Source organism: Muricoccus radiodurans, from assembly GCF_050154705.1.
Lineage (GTDB): Bacteria > Pseudomonadota > Alphaproteobacteria > Acetobacterales > Acetobacteraceae > Roseomonas > Roseomonas radiodurans.
This window is the reverse complement of sequence record NZ_CP189561.1, coordinates 1,538,904-1,553,654: the sequence shown is the minus strand read 5'-3', so window position 1 is coordinate 1,553,654 and position 14,751 is coordinate 1,538,904. Positions and strand designations below refer to the sequence as shown.

The 14,751-nt window shown below is 67.7% G+C and carries 22 protein-coding genes; all 22 read left to right on the top strand.

Features of this window, described 5'->3' with window-relative positions:
- The first annotated feature begins 3 nt into the window (after positions 1-3).
- The 22 genes from rpoC to rplR all read left to right on the top strand — a co-directional run bounded on the left by rpoC (position 4) and on the right by rplR (position 14,748).
- On the top strand, positions 4-4,236 hold the full coding sequence (gene rpoC, locus ACP6CK_RS07715) for a DNA-directed RNA polymerase subunit beta' (RefSeq protein ID WP_426958302.1): 4,233 nt from the start codon (positions 4-6) through the stop codon (positions 4,234-4,236).
- A gap of 345 nt (positions 4,237-4,581) precedes the next feature.
- Positions 4,582-4,953, top strand: coding sequence for a 30S ribosomal protein S12 (rpsL, locus tag ACP6CK_RS07710; protein WP_426958301.1), 372 nt, complete (start codon positions 4,582-4,584; stop codon positions 4,951-4,953).
- 12 nt (positions 4,954-4,965) lie between these two features.
- On the top strand, positions 4,966-5,442 hold the full coding sequence (gene rpsG, locus ACP6CK_RS07705) for a 30S ribosomal protein S7 (RefSeq protein ID WP_426958300.1): 477 nt from the start codon (positions 4,966-4,968) through the stop codon (positions 5,440-5,442).
- Between the two features lie 24 nt (positions 5,443-5,466).
- Positions 5,467-6,654, top strand: a complete 1,188-nt coding sequence (gene tuf, locus ACP6CK_RS07700) for an elongation factor Tu (RefSeq protein WP_426958299.1) — start codon at positions 5,467-5,469, stop codon at positions 6,652-6,654.
- Position 6,655: 1 nt separating this feature from the next.
- Positions 6,656-6,970, top strand: coding sequence for a 30S ribosomal protein S10 (gene rpsJ, locus ACP6CK_RS07695; protein ID WP_426958298.1), 315 nt, complete (start codon positions 6,656-6,658; stop codon positions 6,968-6,970).
- 19 nt (positions 6,971-6,989) lie between these two features.
- Positions 6,990-7,676: a 50S ribosomal protein L3 gene (rplC, locus tag ACP6CK_RS07690; RefSeq protein WP_426958297.1), complete on the top strand. Its 687-nt coding sequence runs from the start codon at positions 6,990-6,992 to the stop codon at positions 7,674-7,676.
- Between the two features lie 10 nt (positions 7,677-7,686).
- The gene (gene rplD / locus ACP6CK_RS07685; RefSeq protein WP_426958296.1) at positions 7,687-8,298 is read left to right on the top strand and encodes a 50S ribosomal protein L4; all 612 of its coding nucleotides are present in this window, start codon (positions 7,687-7,689) and stop codon (positions 8,296-8,298) included.
- Positions 8,295-8,618, top strand: a complete 324-nt coding sequence (locus tag ACP6CK_RS07680; RefSeq protein ID WP_426958295.1) for a 50S ribosomal protein L23 — start codon at positions 8,295-8,297, stop codon at positions 8,616-8,618. The genes rplD and ACP6CK_RS07680 overlap by 4 nt, the downstream gene beginning before the upstream one ends.
- 3 nt (positions 8,619-8,621) lie before the next feature.
- Positions 8,622-9,458 carry a 50S ribosomal protein L2 gene (rplB, locus tag ACP6CK_RS07675; protein ID WP_426958294.1) on the top strand — a complete coding sequence of 279 codons (837 nt, stop codon included), beginning with the start codon at positions 8,622-8,624 and terminating at the stop codon, positions 9,456-9,458.
- A gap of 5 nt (positions 9,459-9,463) precedes the next feature.
- The gene (gene rpsS, locus ACP6CK_RS07670; protein WP_426958293.1) at positions 9,464-9,742 is read left to right on the top strand and encodes a 30S ribosomal protein S19; all 279 of its coding nucleotides are present in this window, start codon (positions 9,464-9,466) and stop codon (positions 9,740-9,742) included.
- Positions 9,743-9,746: 4 nt separating this feature from the next.
- Positions 9,747-10,148: a 50S ribosomal protein L22 gene (gene rplV / locus ACP6CK_RS07665; RefSeq protein ID WP_426958292.1), complete on the top strand. Its 402-nt coding sequence runs from the start codon at positions 9,747-9,749 to the stop codon at positions 10,146-10,148.
- On the top strand, positions 10,148-10,825 hold the full coding sequence (gene rpsC / locus ACP6CK_RS07660; RefSeq protein WP_426958291.1) for a 30S ribosomal protein S3: 678 nt from the start codon (positions 10,148-10,150) through the stop codon (positions 10,823-10,825). The genes rplV and rpsC overlap by 1 nt, the downstream gene beginning before the upstream one ends.
- 12 nt (positions 10,826-10,837) lie before the next feature.
- A complete protein-coding gene (rplP, locus tag ACP6CK_RS07655) occupies positions 10,838-11,260 on the top strand; it encodes a 50S ribosomal protein L16 (protein ID WP_426958290.1) in 423 nt (140 codons plus the stop codon).
- Positions 11,261-11,467: a 50S ribosomal protein L29 gene (rpmC, locus tag ACP6CK_RS07650; protein ID WP_426958289.1), complete on the top strand. Its 207-nt coding sequence runs from the start codon at positions 11,261-11,263 to the stop codon at positions 11,465-11,467.
- A 15-nt stretch (positions 11,468-11,482) separates the two neighbouring features.
- Positions 11,483-11,794: a 30S ribosomal protein S17 gene (rpsQ, locus tag ACP6CK_RS07645; RefSeq protein ID WP_426958288.1), complete on the top strand. Its 312-nt coding sequence runs from the start codon at positions 11,483-11,485 to the stop codon at positions 11,792-11,794.
- Entirely contained in the window at positions 11,791-12,159 is a 369-nt protein-coding gene (gene rplN / locus ACP6CK_RS07640; RefSeq protein ID WP_426958287.1) for a 50S ribosomal protein L14, read from the top strand. The genes rpsQ and rplN overlap by 4 nt, the downstream gene beginning before the upstream one ends.
- Entirely contained in the window at positions 12,159-12,473 is a 315-nt protein-coding gene (gene rplX / locus ACP6CK_RS07635; protein WP_426958286.1) for a 50S ribosomal protein L24, read from the top strand. Before rplN ends, rplX begins: the two co-directional genes overlap by 1 nt.
- Positions 12,470-13,051, top strand: coding sequence for a 50S ribosomal protein L5 (gene rplE / locus ACP6CK_RS07630; protein ID WP_426958285.1), 582 nt, complete (start codon positions 12,470-12,472; stop codon positions 13,049-13,051). The genes rplX and rplE overlap by 4 nt, the downstream gene beginning before the upstream one ends.
- A 69-nt stretch (positions 13,052-13,120) precedes the next feature.
- Positions 13,121-13,426, top strand: a complete 306-nt coding sequence (rpsN, locus tag ACP6CK_RS07625; RefSeq protein WP_426958284.1) for a 30S ribosomal protein S14 — start codon at positions 13,121-13,123, stop codon at positions 13,424-13,426.
- Between the two features lie 14 nt (positions 13,427-13,440).
- Entirely contained in the window at positions 13,441-13,839 is a 399-nt protein-coding gene (rpsH, locus tag ACP6CK_RS07620) for a 30S ribosomal protein S8 (protein ID WP_426958283.1), read from the top strand.
- Positions 13,840-13,852: 13 nt separating this feature from the next.
- Entirely contained in the window at positions 13,853-14,386 is a 534-nt protein-coding gene (gene rplF / locus ACP6CK_RS07615; protein ID WP_426958282.1) for a 50S ribosomal protein L6, read from the top strand.
- On the top strand, positions 14,386-14,748 hold the full coding sequence (gene rplR, locus ACP6CK_RS07610; protein WP_426958281.1) for a 50S ribosomal protein L18: 363 nt from the start codon (positions 14,386-14,388) through the stop codon (positions 14,746-14,748). The genes rplF and rplR overlap by 1 nt, the downstream gene beginning before the upstream one ends.
- Positions 14,749-14,751: the final 3 nt, after the last annotated feature.

Below are 14,751 nucleotides of genomic sequence, written 5' to 3'. Positions count from 1 at the left end.
CCCATGAACGAGCTGATGAAGATCCTTGGCCAGACCGGCCAGGCCGTCACCTTCGATCAGATCAAGATCACCATCGCCAGCCCGGAGCAGATCCGGTCCTGGTCCTATGGCGAGATCAAGAAGCCCGAGACGATCAACTACCGCACCTTCAAGCCGGAGCGGGACGGGCTATTCTGCGCCCGCATCTTCGGGCCGATCAAGGACTACGAGTGCCTCTGCGGCAAGTACAAGCGCATGAAGTTCCGCGGCATCATCTGCGAGAAGTGCGGCGTGGAGGTGACGCTGGCCAAGGTGCGCCGTGAGCGCATGGGGCATATCGAACTCGCGTCCCCCGTCGCGCATATCTGGTTCATGAAGTCGCTCCCGAGCCGCGTCGGTCTGATGGTCGACATGTCGCTGAAGGAGCTGGAGAAGGTTCTCTACTTCGAGTCCTATGTCGTGCTGGAGCCGGGTCTGACGGACCTGAAGCTGCACCAGCTGCTGACCGAGGACGCGTATCAGCAGAAGATGGACGAGTTCGGCGAGGACGCCTTCACGGTCGGCATCGGCGCCGAGGCGGTGAAGACGATGCTCACCGGCATCGACCTCGGCAAGGAGAGCGCACGTCTCCGGGCCGAGCTGAAGGAGACCTCCTCCGAGGCGAAGCGGAAGAAGTACGTGAAGCGGCTGAAGCTCATCGAGAGCTTCGCCGAGGGCGGCGCGCGCCCGGAGTGGATGATCCTGGACGTGGTGCCGGTCATCCCGCCCGAGCTGCGTCCGCTGGTGCCGCTGGATGGCGGGCGCTTCGCGACCTCTGACCTGAACGACCTGTATCGCCGCGTGATCAACCGGAACAACCGGCTGAAGCGGCTCATCGAGCTGCGCGCCCCCGACATCATCGTGCGCAATGAGAAGCGCATGCTGCAGGAGGCGGTGGACGCGCTGTTCGACAATGGCCGCCGTGGCCGGGCGATCACGGGCGCGAACAAGCGGCCGCTGAAGTCGCTTTCCGACATGCTGAAGGGGAAGCAGGGGCGGTTCCGCCAGAACCTGCTGGGCAAGCGCGTCGACTACTCCGGCCGTTCGGTCATCGTGGTGGGGCCGGAGCTGAAGCTTCACCAGTGCGGCCTGCCGAAGAAGATGGCGCTGGAGCTGTTCAAGCCCTTCATCTACTCGAAGCTCGAGAAGTACGGCCACGCCACCACCATCAAGGCCGCCAAGCGGATGGTGGAGAAGGAGCGTCCCGAGGTGTGGGACATCCTGGAAGAGGTCATCCGCGAGCACCCGGTGATGCTGAACCGGGCGCCGACGCTGCACCGGCTGGGCATCCAGGCCTTCGAGCCGGTGCTGGTCGAGGGCAAGGCGATCCAGCTCCACCCGCTGGTCTGCACCGCCTTCAACGCGGACTTCGACGGCGACCAGATGGCCGTGCACGTCCCGCTGAGCCTCGAGGCCCAGCTGGAGGCGCGCGTGCTGATGATGTCGACGAACAACATCCTCAGCCCCGCGAACGGCAAGCCGATCATTGTGCCGTCTCAGGACATCGTGCTCGGGCTCTATTATCTGAGCCTGGAGACGCCGGAGTTCCGTGACGCCGCGAAGAAGATCGAGGGCGTGCGCGCCCTGATCGCGGGCGCGGCGGGCAAGTCCGCTCTCTCCGACGAGGAGCGGGAGGCGCTGACCTATCGTCCGCGGGTGTTCGACGGACTGGGCGAGGTGGAGCAGGCGCTGGCCGCCGGGGCCATCACGCTGCACTCGGCGATCCTGGCGGCGGTGCCGAAGGCGGATGAGAACGGCAAGCGCGGGCGCGAGACTGTGACGACGACGGCGGGCCGACTGATGATGGGCGCCCTGCTGCCCGTGCATCACGCGGTGCCCTATTCCATCGTCAACCGGCAGCTGACGAAGCGCTCGATCTCCGACGTGATCGACGCGGTGTACCGCCACTGCGGTCAGAAGGAGTCGGTGATCTTCGCCGACCGGCTGATGGGGCTCGGCTTCCGCAACGCAGCGAAGGCCGGCATCTCCTTCGGCAAGAACGACATGATGATCCCCGCCTCCAAGGCGGAGATGATCGATCGCACCAAGGGCGAGGTGAAGGAGTTCGAGCAGCAGTACCTCGACGGCCTGATCACCGCCGGTGAGCGCTACAACAAGGTGGTGGACGCCTGGTCGCGCGCGACGGAAGAGGTCGCGGGCGCCATGATGAAGGAGATCTCGCGCCAGGAGATCGGCGTGCAGACCAACTCGGTGTGGATGATGTCCCACTCCGGCGCGCGCGGGTCGCCGGCGCAGATGCGCCAGCTGGCCGGCATGCGCGGGCTGATGGCCAAGCCGTCCGGTGAGATCATCGAGCAGCCGATCATCTCCAACTTCAAGGAGGGGCTGACGGTCCTCGAATACTTCAACTCCACCCACGGTGCCCGGAAGGGTCTCGCGGACACGGCGCTGAAGACGGCGAACTCGGGCTATCTGACGCGGCGTCTCGTCGACGTGGCGCAGGACTGCATCATCGTGGACAATGATTGCGGGACCGAGCGGGGGATCACCGTGCGCGCGGTGATGGACGGCGGCGAGGTCGTCTCCTCCCTCTCCGAGCGCATCCTGGGCCGCACGGCGCAGCGCGACGTGGTGGACACGGAGACGGGGGAGGTCATCCTCGCCCGCGGCACCCTGATCGAGGAGCCGGACGCCGATCGCGTCGAGCACGCGGCGGTGGAGGAGGTGTACATCCGCTCCGTTCTGACCTGCGACGCGCGGCAGGGGGTGTGCGGCATGTGCTATGGCCGCGACCTCGCGCGTGGCACGCCGGTGAACGAGGGCGAGGCCGTGGGCGTCATCGCGGCCCAGTCAATCGGCGAGCCGGGCACGCAGCTGACGATGCGCACCTTCCACATCGGCGGCGCGGCGCAGCGGAGCGCGGAGCAGTCGGCGGTCGAGGCTACCTCGGACGGCACGGTCAAGGTGCTGAACAAGACCGTGGTGACGAACTCCGAGGGCGTGACCATCGTGATGAGCCGCAACTGCGAGATCGTGCTGAGCGATGCGCAGGGGCGGGAGCGCGCGCGGTTCCGCGTGCCCTACGGCGCCCGGCTGCTACTGACCGAGGACGGCGCCGTCACGCGCGGGCAGAAGCTGGCGGAGTGGGACCCCTTCACCCTGCCGATCATCATCGATCGGGCCGGCGTGGTGGAGTACACGGACCTGCTGGAGGGCGTGTCCCTCTACGAGGAGACGGACCCGGTGACGGGGCTGTCCTCCAAGGTGGTGCGTGAACCGGTGCTGAAGTCGGCCAACCTGCAGCCCTCCATCGTGCTGCGTGAGGGCGGCCGCGTGGTGGCGCAGTTCCGGCTACAGCCCGCCTCCATCCTGAACGTCGAGAACGGCGCGACGGTGCATGCGGGCGACGTCATCGCCCGACTGCCGCGCGAATCGTCGAAGACCCGCGACATCACGGGCGGTCTGCCGCGCGTGGCGGAGCTGTTCGAGGCGCGCCGGCCGAAGGATGCCGCCATTATCAGCGACATCGACGGACGGGTGGAGTTCGGCAAAGACTACAAGGCCAAGCGCCGGATCGTGGTCGTGCCCGAGGCGGTGGGCGACGAGCAGCCCGCCAGCCGCGAGTACCTGGTGCCGAAGGGCAAGCACGTCTCCGTGCAGGAGGGCGACTATGTCCGGGCTGGCGACCCGCTGGTGGATGGTCCCCGCGTGCCGCACGACATCCTTCGGGTGCTGGGCGTCGAGGCTCTCGCGAACTACCTCGTGAACGAGATCCAGGACGTCTATCGACTGCAGGGCGTCAAGATCAACGACAAGCACATCGAGGTCATCGTTCGCCAGATGCTGCAGAAGGTCGAGATCCTGGAGCCGGGCGACACGACCTACCTCATCGGGGAGCAGGTGGACCGCATCGAGTTCGAGATTGAGAACGAGAAGCGGCTGGAGATGAAGGAGCGGCCCGCCCGGGCCGAGCCGGTGCTCCAGGGCATCACCAAGGCATCGCTGCAGACGAACTCCTTCATCTCCGCGGCCTCCTTCCAGGAGACCACGCGGGTGCTCACCGAGGCCGCCGTGGCCGGCAAGGTGGACCGGCTCGAGGGCCTGAAGGAGAACGTCATCGTCGGCCGGCTGATCCCGGCCGGCACGGGCTCCGTCATGAACAAGCTGCGGGCCCTGGCGGCGCAGCGGGACAAGGGGCGCCTGCCGGCGGCCCAGCCCGCCCTGCCTCCCGGCGGCGAGCCGGTGGCGGGCGACTGAGGACGGGGAAGGCGGCCCGCTCAGGCCGTCTTTTCCGTGGCTCGACGGGGCGGGGGATGGTCCCCCGCCCCGTCCTTTTACAGGGCTTAAACCGCTTGACTTAAGGGTTCCGGGGGGGTAGGTGTCCGCCCCTCCACGGAGCCCGCCGGCCGGCGGCCGCGGCTCCTGGTTCTGGACGATTGTTCCGCGTCTCCGGTGCCGCTGCTCCTTCAGGGCAGTTCAGGCCGGGGGTCAGAGATCAGCCCGCTGGGTCGCTGGACGCGATCGGGCGGGCGCCTTTGCTTGACAGCAGGGTCTCTCGGCGCGGGGTGGGCGGCCACGGGTACGGGTTCACGAAGGGGCGTCATGCCGACGATCAACCAGCTCATCGCGCAGGGGCGCGAGCCGAAGCCGAGCCGGAACAAGGTGCCGGCGCTGCAGGGCAGCCCGCAGAAGCGGGGCGTCTGCACGCGCGTGTACACGACGACGCCGAAGAAGCCGAACTCGGCGCTCCGGAAGGTCGCGAAGGTGCGCCTGACGAACGGGTTCGAGGTGGTGAGCTACATCCCCGGCGAGGGTCACAACCTGCAGGAGCACTCCGTGGTGCTCATCCGCGGCGGGCGCGTGAAGGACCTCCCGGGCGTTCGTTACCACATCCTGCGCGGCGTGCTCGACACGCAGGGTATCGCCAAGCGCCGGCAGCGCCGGTCGCTCTACGGCGCCAAGCGGCCGAAGTGAGGGGCTGAGAGGATGTCTCGTCGTCACCGCGCAGAGAAGCGCGAGGTTCTGCCGGACCCGAAGTTCGGTGACATCGTCCTGAGCCGTTTCATGAACGTGCTGATGTACGATGGGAAGAAGAGCACGGCCGAGGGGATCGTGTACGGCGCCATGGACACGCTCAAGCGTCGTGGCGGCCCGAACAGTGATCCGCTGCGCCTGTTCCACGAGGCGATGGACAACGTGAAGCCCGCCGTCGAGGTGCGTTCCCGTCGCGTCGGCGGTGCCACGTACCAGGTGCCGGTGGAGGTTCGCCCGGAGCGCCGCCAGGCGCTGGCGATCCGCTGGCTGATCGAGAGCGCGCGCAAGCGCGGCGAGCACACGATGGAAGACCGCCTCTCCGCGGAGCTGATGGACGCGGCGAACAACCGCGGATCGGCCGTGAAGAAGCGCGAAGACACGCACCGGATGGCGGAGGCGAACAAGGCCTTCAGCCATTACCGCTGGTAATACGGATCGAACGGGGCAAAGACGATGTCGAAGGCGAAGTTTGAGCGGAACAAGCCGCACTGCAACATCGGGACGATCGGCCATGTGGATCATGGCAAGACGTCTTTGACGGCGGCGATCACGAAGGTTCTGGCCAAGAAGGGGGGCGCGACCTTCACGGCGTATGACCAGATCGACAAGGCGCCGGAGGAGCGGGCGCGCGGCATCACGATCTCGACCGCGCACGTCGAGTACGAGACGGACAACCGCCACTACGCGCACGTGGACTGCCCGGGCCACGCCGACTACGTGAAGAACATGATCACGGGCGCGGCGCAGATGGACGGCGCGATCCTCGTGGTCTCGGCCGCCGATGGCCCGATGCCGCAGACGCGCGAGCACATCCTGCTGGCGCGCCAGGTCGGCGTGCCGGCGCTGGTGGTGTTCCTGAACAAGGTGGACATGGCGGACCCGGACCTGCTGGAGCTGGTCGAGATGGAGGTGCGCGAGCTGCTGTCCTCCTACCAGTTCCCGGGGGACGACATCCCGATCATCCACGGCTCGGCGCTGATGGCGCTGGAGGACAAGCAGCCGGAGATCGGCGAGCAGGCGGTGCTGAAGCTGATGGAGGCGGTGGACGCCTACATCCCGCAGCCCGAGCGCCCGAAGGACCGTCCGTTCCTGATGCCGATCGAGGACGTGTTCTCGATCTCCGGCCGCGGGACGGTGGTGACGGGCCGCGTGGAGCGCGGCGTGGTGAAGGTCGGCGAGGAGATCGAGATCGTCGGCCTGAAGGACACGACGAAGACGACGGTGACCGGCGTCGAGATGTTCCGCAAGCTGCTTGACCAGGGCGAGGCGGGCGACAACATCGGCGCGCTCCTGCGCGGCACGAAGCGTGAGGACGTGGAGCGCGGGCAGGTTCTGGCCGCCCCGGGCTCGATCAAGCCGCACGCGAAGTTCAAGGCCGAGGCCTACGTGCTGACGAAGGAGGAGGGCGGGCGCCACACGCCGTTCTTCACGAACTACCGGCCGCAGTTCTACTTCCGGACGACCGACGTCACGGGCGTGGTGCAGCTGCCCGAGGGCGTGGAGATGGTGATGCCCGGCGACAACGTGACGATGTCGGTCGAGCTGATCGCCCCCATCGCCATGGACGAGGGCCTGCGCTTCGCCATCCGCGAGGGCGGCCGCACCGTCGGCGCCGGCGTCGTCGCCAGCATCGAGAAGTAAGATGGCCGCCGACACCCAGAATATCCGGATCCGCCTCAAGGCGTTCGATCACCGCGTGCTGGATGGCAGCACGCGGGAGATTGTGAACACCGCGAAGCGGACCGGCGCGCGGGTGCGGGGGCCAATCCCGCTCCCGACCCACATCGAGCGGTTCACCGTGAACCGTTCGCCGCACGTCGATAAGAAGTCGCGCGAGCAGTTCGAGATCCGGACCCATCGCCGTCTTCTGGACATCGTCGACCCCACTCCGCAGACCGTGGACGCGCTGATGAAGCTCGACCTGGCCTCCGGCGTGGACGTCGAGATCAAGATCTGAGTTCGAGGGGCGCCTTACCATGGCCGCGAAAGAGGGCCGCACCGGCCTGATCGCCCGCAAGCTGGGCATGTCCCGGCTGTTCAATGAGGACGGGTCCACCGTGCCGGTGACGCTGCTGCACGTGGATGACGTGCGGGTCGTGGCCGTGCGCTCGGCCGAGAAGGACGGCTACTTGGCCGTGCAGCTCGGAGCCGGGCACGCGAAGGCGAAGAACGTCACCAAGCCGAACAAGGCCCATTTCGCTAAGTCCGGTGTCGAGGCGCCGGCGAAGGTGATCGAGTTCCGGGTGGCCGCCGACGCGGTGCTGGAGGCGGGCGCGAAGCTCTCCGCCGCCCACTTCGTGAAGGGGCAGAAGATCGACGTCACCGGCGTGACGAAGGGCAAGGGGTTCGCGGGCGCGATGAAGCGCTGGAACTTCTCGGGCCTCGAGGCGTCCCATGGCGTGTCGATCAGCCACCGCTCGCACGGCTCGACGGGCAACCGTCAGGATCCGGGCAAGACATTCAAGAACAAGAAGATGGCCGGCCATCTCGGCGTGGAGCGCGTGACGACCCAGAATCTGGAGGTCGCCGGCGTGGACGCGGAGAAGGGCATCCTCTTCGTGAAGGGCGCGATACCCGGCGCCGCGAATTCCTGGGTGATGGTGCGCGATGCCGTGAAGCGGAAGCGCCACGCCGACGCGCCGTATCCGACGGCGACGGCTTGAGGATCGGGTGATGCAGGTGAAGGTCATCACGCTCGACAACGCCGAGGCCGGCGAGATCGAGCTTCCGGCCGAGGTGTTCGGGGCGGAGCCGCGCCCGGACATCATGGCGCGGGTCGTGCACTGGCAGCTGGCCAAGCGCCGGGCCGGCACGCACAAGGTGAAGGGCATGGGCGAGGTCTCCGGGACCACCAAGAAGCCCTATCGCCAGAAGGGCACGGGTAACGCCCGCCAGGGCTCGCTCCGTGCGCCGCAGTTCCGGACCGGTGGCGTCGTACACGGGCCGGTGGTGCGCAGTCACGAGTACTCGCTGCCGAAGAAGGTGCGTCGCCTCGGACTGATCTCCGCGCTGTCTCAGAAGGTGGCCGAGGGCAAGCTCGTGGTGCTGGATGTCGGCGACGTTACCAAGACGGCGGCGCTGGCGAAGCAGGTTGAGGCGCTGGGCTGGTCGAGCGCGCTGGTGTTCGACGCGGCGCCCGCCGAGGGTTTCGTCCGCGCCGCGCGCAACCTGCCGAAGTTCCAGGTGATGCCAACGGTGGGCGCGAACGTCTATGACATCGTGCGCCACGACGTGCTCGCGGTGACGCGGGCGGGCGTCGAGGCCCTCAAGGAGCGCCTGTCGTGAGCGGGACGCAGAAGAAGCCGGTGGTCTCGCGCGAGCGGATGTACCAGATCGTCGTCTCCCCGGTGATCACCGAGAAGGCGACGGTGCTGACCGAGGTCGGCCAGGTGACCTTCAAGGTGTCGCTGGACGCTACGAAGCCGGAGATCAAGGCGGCGGTCGAGGGCCTGTTCGGCGTGACCGTCACCGGCGTGAACACGGTGGTGGTGAAAGGCAAGGCCAAGCGCTTCCGCGGACGGCCGGGCCAGCGCTCCGACTGGAAGAAGGCGATCGTGAGCCTGGCCGAGGGCCAGAGCATCGATCTGACGACGGGGCTCGCGTAAGCCATGGCGCTGAAGCAATTTAATCCGGTCACGCCGAGCCTTCGCGGCACGGTGCTGGTCAACAAGTCCGAGCTGTGGAAGGGCAAGCCCGTCAAGCAGCTGACGGAGGGCAAGAGCCACTCCGGCGGCCGTAACAACCACGGGCGCACGACGGTTCGGTTCCGGGGCGGCGGACATAAGCAGTCTTACCGCTACGTGGACTTCAAGCGGCGCGCGAAGTTCGGCGTTCCGGCGACGGTGGAGCGGCTGGAATACGACCCGAACCGCACCGCCTGGATCGCGCTGATCAAGTATCAGGACGGCGAGCTGGCCTACATCATCGCGCCGCAGCGCCTGAAGGCGGGCGACGCGGTGGTCGCGGCGGAGCGCGCGGACATCAAGCCCGGCAACTGCATGCCGCTGGCCTCCATCCCCGTGGGCACGATCGTGCACGCGATCGAGATGAAGCCGGGCGCGGGGGCGAAGATCGCACGGTCCGCGGGCACCTACTGCCAGCTGGTCGGCAAGGATGCGGGCTACGCGCAGGTGAAGCTGATGTCCGGCGAGGTGCGGCTGCTCCGCGCCGAGTGCCTGGCGTCCATCGGTGCCGTGTCCAACCCGGACAACTCCAACCAGCAGCTCGGCAAGGCCGGGCGGAAGCGCTGGATGGGCTTCCGGCCGCATAACCGCGGCGTGGTGATGAACCCGGTGGATCACCCGCACGGCGGTGGCGAGGGCCGGACCTCGGGTGGTCGTCACCCGGTCACGCCCTGGGGCAAGCCGACCAAGGGTTACAAGACCCGCGTCAACAAGCGCACGGACCGTCTGATCGTCCGGCGGCGCACCGCGAAGAAGGGCTGACCGCGATGTCGCGCAGCGTGTGGAAGGGGCCGTTCGTTGACGGCTACCTGCTGAACAAGGCAGAGGCGGCGCGCGCCTCGACGCGGAACGAGATCATCAAGATCTGGTCGCGCCGGAGCACGATCCTGCCGCAGTTCGTCGGGCTGGTCTTCGGCGTCTACAACGGCAAGAAGTTCATCCCGGTTCAGGTCTCGGAGAACATGGTGGGGCACAAGTTCGGCGAGTTCTCGCCGACGCGCACCTTCACCGGTCACTCCGCGGACAAGAAGGCGAAGCGGGGCTGATCCGATGAGCAAGCCGAAGCACGAGCGCTCGCTCGCGGACTCCGAGGCGCAGGCCGTGACGCGCAACATCCGCGTCTCCCCGCGCAAGCTGAACCTGGCGGCGGGGCTGATCCGCGGCCGGCGGGCGTCGGACGCGGTGGCGATCCTGACGTTCTCGAAGCGCCGGATCTCGGACACGGTGAAGAAGACGCTCGAGAGCGCGATCGCCAACGCCGAGAACAACCACAGCCTCGACGTGGACAAGCTGGTGGTGGCGCGCGCCGAGGTGGGGCGTTCCATCGTCATGAAGCGCTTCCAGGCGCGCGGTCGCGGCAAGGCGGCGCGGGTGGAGAAGTGGTTCTCGCATCTGAAGATCGTTGTCGCCGAGCAGCAGGCGGCGCCTGTGGCCGAGGAGGCCGCGTCGTAATGGGTCACAAAGTCAATCCGATCGGCCTGCGGGTCGGCATCAACCGCACCTGGGACAGCCGCTGGTATGCGGGCGGCGACTACGCGTCGCTGCTGCATGACGACCTGAAGCTGCGCACGACGCTGCGCGAGCGGCTGAAGGGCGCGGGCGTCGCGAAGGTCGTGATCGAGCGCCCGGCAAAGAAGCCTCGCGTGACGATCCACGCCGCCCGCCCGGGCGTCGTGATCGGCAAGAAGGGCGCCGACATCGAGGTGCTGCGCAAGGACCTGGCGAAGATGGCCGGCGCCGAGGTGGCGCTGAACATCATCGAGATCCGCAAGCCCGAGCTCGATGCCACGCTCGTCGCGGAGAGCATCGCGCAGCAGCTCGAGCGTCGCGTGGCGTTCCGCCGTGCGATGAAGCGGGCGGTGCAGTCGGCGATGCGCCTCGGCGCGGGCGGCATCCGCATCAATTGCGGCGGTCGCCTCGGCGGGGCGGAGATCGCGCGGATGGAGTGGTACCGCGAGGGGCGAGTGCCGCTGCACACGCTGCGCGCGGACATCGACTTCGGCGTGGCGACGGCCAAGACCAATTACGGCACCTGCGGCGTGAAGGTGTGGATCTTCAAGGGCGAGATCATGGCCCATGATCCCATGGCGCAGGACAAGCGGGCGGCCGAGCAGGCCCCGCAGCGCTGAGGAACCGGAACGATGTTGCAGCCGAAGCGGACGACGTTCCGCAAGGCCCATAAGGGCCGGATCAAGGGTATCGCGAAGGGCGGGTTCACCCTGTCCTTCGGCGGCTATGGCCTGAAGGCGCTGGAGCCGGAGCGGGTGACCGCCCGGCAGATCGAGGCGGCGCGCCGCGCGATCACCCGTGCGATGAAGCGTCAGGGCCGCGTGTGGATCCGGGTGTTCCCGGACGTGCCCGTGTCGACCAAGCCGGCGGAAGTCCGGATGGGTTCGGGCAAGGGCGCGCCCGAGTACTGGGTGGTCCGGATCAAGCCGGGCCGCATCATGTTCGAGATCGACGGCGTGAACCAGGAGACGGCGCGCGAGGCGCTGGCCCTGGGTGCGGCCAAGCTGCCGATCAAGACGAAGGTCGTCGCCCGTCTGGGCGCGGCGGAGGCGTAGATGACGAAGATCGCGGACGTCCGCGGCAAGACGGCGGACGAGCTGAAGACCATGCTGCTCGACCTGCGGAAGGAGCAGTTCAACCTGCGCTTCCAGCGGGCCACGGGGCAGCTGGAGGCGGTGGGGCGCATCCGTGCGGTGCGCCGGGACATCGCGCGCGTGAAGACGGTGCTGGGCCAGCAGGCCCGCGCCAACCAGAAGCCCTGAGAGGAGACCCCGGCGATGCCGAAGCGCGTCCTCACCGGGCGGGTCACGAGCGACAAGCAGGACAAGACCGTCACGGTCCTGGTCGAGCGTCGCATCATGCACCCGCTCTACAAGAAGTTCATCCGGCGCTCGAAGAAGTACGCCGCGCATGACGAGACGAACCTCTGCAAGGAGGGGGACTCCGTCGCGATCGAGGAGTGCCGGCCGATTTCCAAGCGGAAGTCCTGGCTGGTGATCGCCCGCAACGGCGACCTCGTGGAGCGTCCGGCGGCCTATGCCGATCCGGTTCGCGACGCGGCGACCGCTGAGTCGGAGACGGCCGCATGATCCAGGTCGAATCCAACCTCGACGTGGCCGACAACTCCGGCGCGCGGCGCGTCCAGTGCATCAAGGTGCTGGGCGGATCCAAGCGGAAGACGGCCTCGGTCGGCGACGTGATCGTCGTGGCGATCCAGGACGCGATCCCCCGGGCCAAGGTGAAGAAGGGCGAGGTGCACCGCGCCGTGATCGTCCGCACCGCCTATCCGGTGCGTCGGGCGGACGGCACTGCCATCCGCTTCGACGGCAACGCGGCCGTGCTCATCAACAAGCAGAACGAGCCGATCGGCACCCGTATCTTCGGGCCGGTGGTGCGCGAGCTGCGGGCGCGGAAGTACATGAAGATCATCTCCCTGGCTCCGGAGGTGCTGTGATGGCCGCGAAGATCCGCAAGGGCGACCGCGTCCAGGTCCTGGCTGGCAAGGACAAGGGCAAGCGCGGCGAGGTTCTGTCCGTGTCGCCGACCGAGAATCGGGCGGTGGTGCAGGGCGTGAACATTGTGAAGCGCCACAGCAAGCCGCAGGGGCTGAACCAGCCCGGCGGCATCCAGGAGAAGGAGGCGCCGATCCACCTCTCCAACCTGGCGGTGATCGACCCGAAGAGCGACAAGCCGACCCGCGTCGGTTTCCGCATGGACGGGGACAAGAAGGTCCGGGTGGCGAAGGCCTCCGGCGAGGTGATCGCATGAGCGAGACCCAGGAGAAGGGTGCGAACGTCGCGGCCGAGCAGCCGCGGCTGCAGCAGGACTATCACGCCCGCATCCGTAAGGCGCTGATGGACGAGTTCGGCTACAAGAACCCGATGGAGGTTCCGCGGCTGGAGAAGATCGTCATCAACATGGGCGTCGGCGAGGCGGCGGGCGACCAGAAGAAGCTCGATCAGGCCGTGGCGGAGCTGACCGTCATCGCCGGCCAGAAGCCGGTGAAGACGAAGGCGAAGAAGGCGATCGCGGGCTTCAAGATCCGCGAGGGCCAGGCGATCGGCACGAAGGTGACGCTGCGGCGCGCCCGGATGTACGAGTTCCTGGACCGCCTGGTGACGATCGCCCTGCCGCGCGTGCGGGACTTCCGCGGCGTGTCCGGCAAGGGCTTCGACGGCCGCGGCAACTACGCCATGGGCCTGAAGGAGCAGATCGTCTTTCCGGAGATCGCCTACGACAAGGTCGAGGCGATCCGCGGCATGGACATCGTCTTCGTCACCACGGCGAAGACCGACAAGGAAGCCAAAGCCCTTCTCAAGGGCTTCCAGCTTCCCTTCGTCAACTGAGGCATTTGGAAAACCGCCTGGGCCCGATCTTCGGATCGGGGCGGGCAGGTTCCGGAGGACATTGATCGAATGGCCAAGACTTCGTCGGTCGAGAAGAACAACCGGCGTGCGCGGCTCTCCAAGGCGCATGCGAGCAAGCGGGCCGCCCTCAAGAAGGTGGTGATGGATCGGGAGCTTCCGGTCGAGGACCGCTTCGAGGCGACGCTGAGGCTGGCGCAGCTGCCGCGTAACGGCGCGAAGGTTCGGGTGCGGCTGCGCTGCGCCCTGACCGGTCGTCCGCGCGGCAACTACCGCAAGTTCAAGCTCAGCCGGAACATGCTGCGGGAGCTCGCCTCGAACGGGCAGATCCCCGGCCTCGTCAAGGCCTCCTGGTAAGGGAGGGGGAAGCCATGCAGCTATCCGATCCGTTGGGTGACATGCTCACCCGCATCCGCAATGGGCAGCGCGCGCGTCAGGCGCGGGTGTCCTCTCCGGCCTCCCGCCTGCGCTCCGACGTGCTCGAGGTGCTGAAGCGCGAGGGCTACATCCGCGGCTGGAGGGGCGAGGAGCTCCGTCCGGGCGTGCGCGTGCTCGATATCGAGCTGAAGTACGCCGAGGGGGAGCCGGCCATCAAGGAGATCACCCGCATCTCCAAGCCGGGCCGCCGGGTGTATTCCAAGATCAAGGAGCTGCCGAAGCACTACAACGGCCTCGGCATCTCCATCCTCTCCACGCCGCGCGGCGTGATGAGCGACCTCGAGGCCCGCGCCGCCAATGTCGGCGGCGAGGTCCTCTGCCGCGTGTTCTGACGGGAGGGCACAGATGTCTCGCGTCGGTAAGTATCCGGTGAAGGTGCCGGCCGGGGTGACGGTCACCCTGCAGGACGGTGCCGTGGTGGCGAAGGGCAAGCTCGGCGAGCTGCGCCTGCCGCTGACGGACAAGGTGGACGTCACGGTCGAGAACGGTGAGGTGGCGGTGGCCCCTCGCGGGGACGACCGGGCGGCCCGGACGATGTGGGGGACCACGCGCTCCCTCATCGACGGCATGGTGACGGGCGTTTCCACGGGCTTCTCGAAGTCCATGGAGATCAACGGCACCGGCTATCGCGCGGCGGTGCAGGGGAAGGAGCTGGTGCTCAACCTCGGTTACAGCCACGAGATCCGCTATGCGATCCCCGAGGGGATCAAGATCACCACCGAGCGCCCGACGGCGATCCGGGTGGAGGGTGCGGATAAGCAGCGCGTGGGCCAGGTGGCCGCCGAGATCCGCGCCTATCGCGGTCCCGAGCCCTACAAGGGCAAGGGGATCAAGTACGAGGGTGAGCAGATCCTCCGGAAGGAGGGTAAGAAGAAGTAATGGCGAACAAGCTCGATCTCACGCAGCGGCGCCGTTCGCGGAACCGCTACCAGCTGAAGCTCAAGGGCGGCGGGCGCGTGCGCCTGTCCGTCCATCGCTCCGGCCGGCACATCTATGCCCAGGTGATCGACGACCAGCAGGGACGGACGCTCGCCGCGGCCTCCACGCTGGAGAAGTCGGTTCGCGAGGGCACCAAGACCGGCGCGGACGTCGACGCGGCGACGGCCATCGGCAAGCTGGTGGCGGAGCGTGCGCTCGCCGCGGGCGTGACCGAGGTGGTCTTCGACCGCGGTCCCTATCTCTACCATGGCCGGGTGAAGGCCCTGGCGGACGGCGCCCGCGAGGGCGGGCTGTCGTTCTGAGGA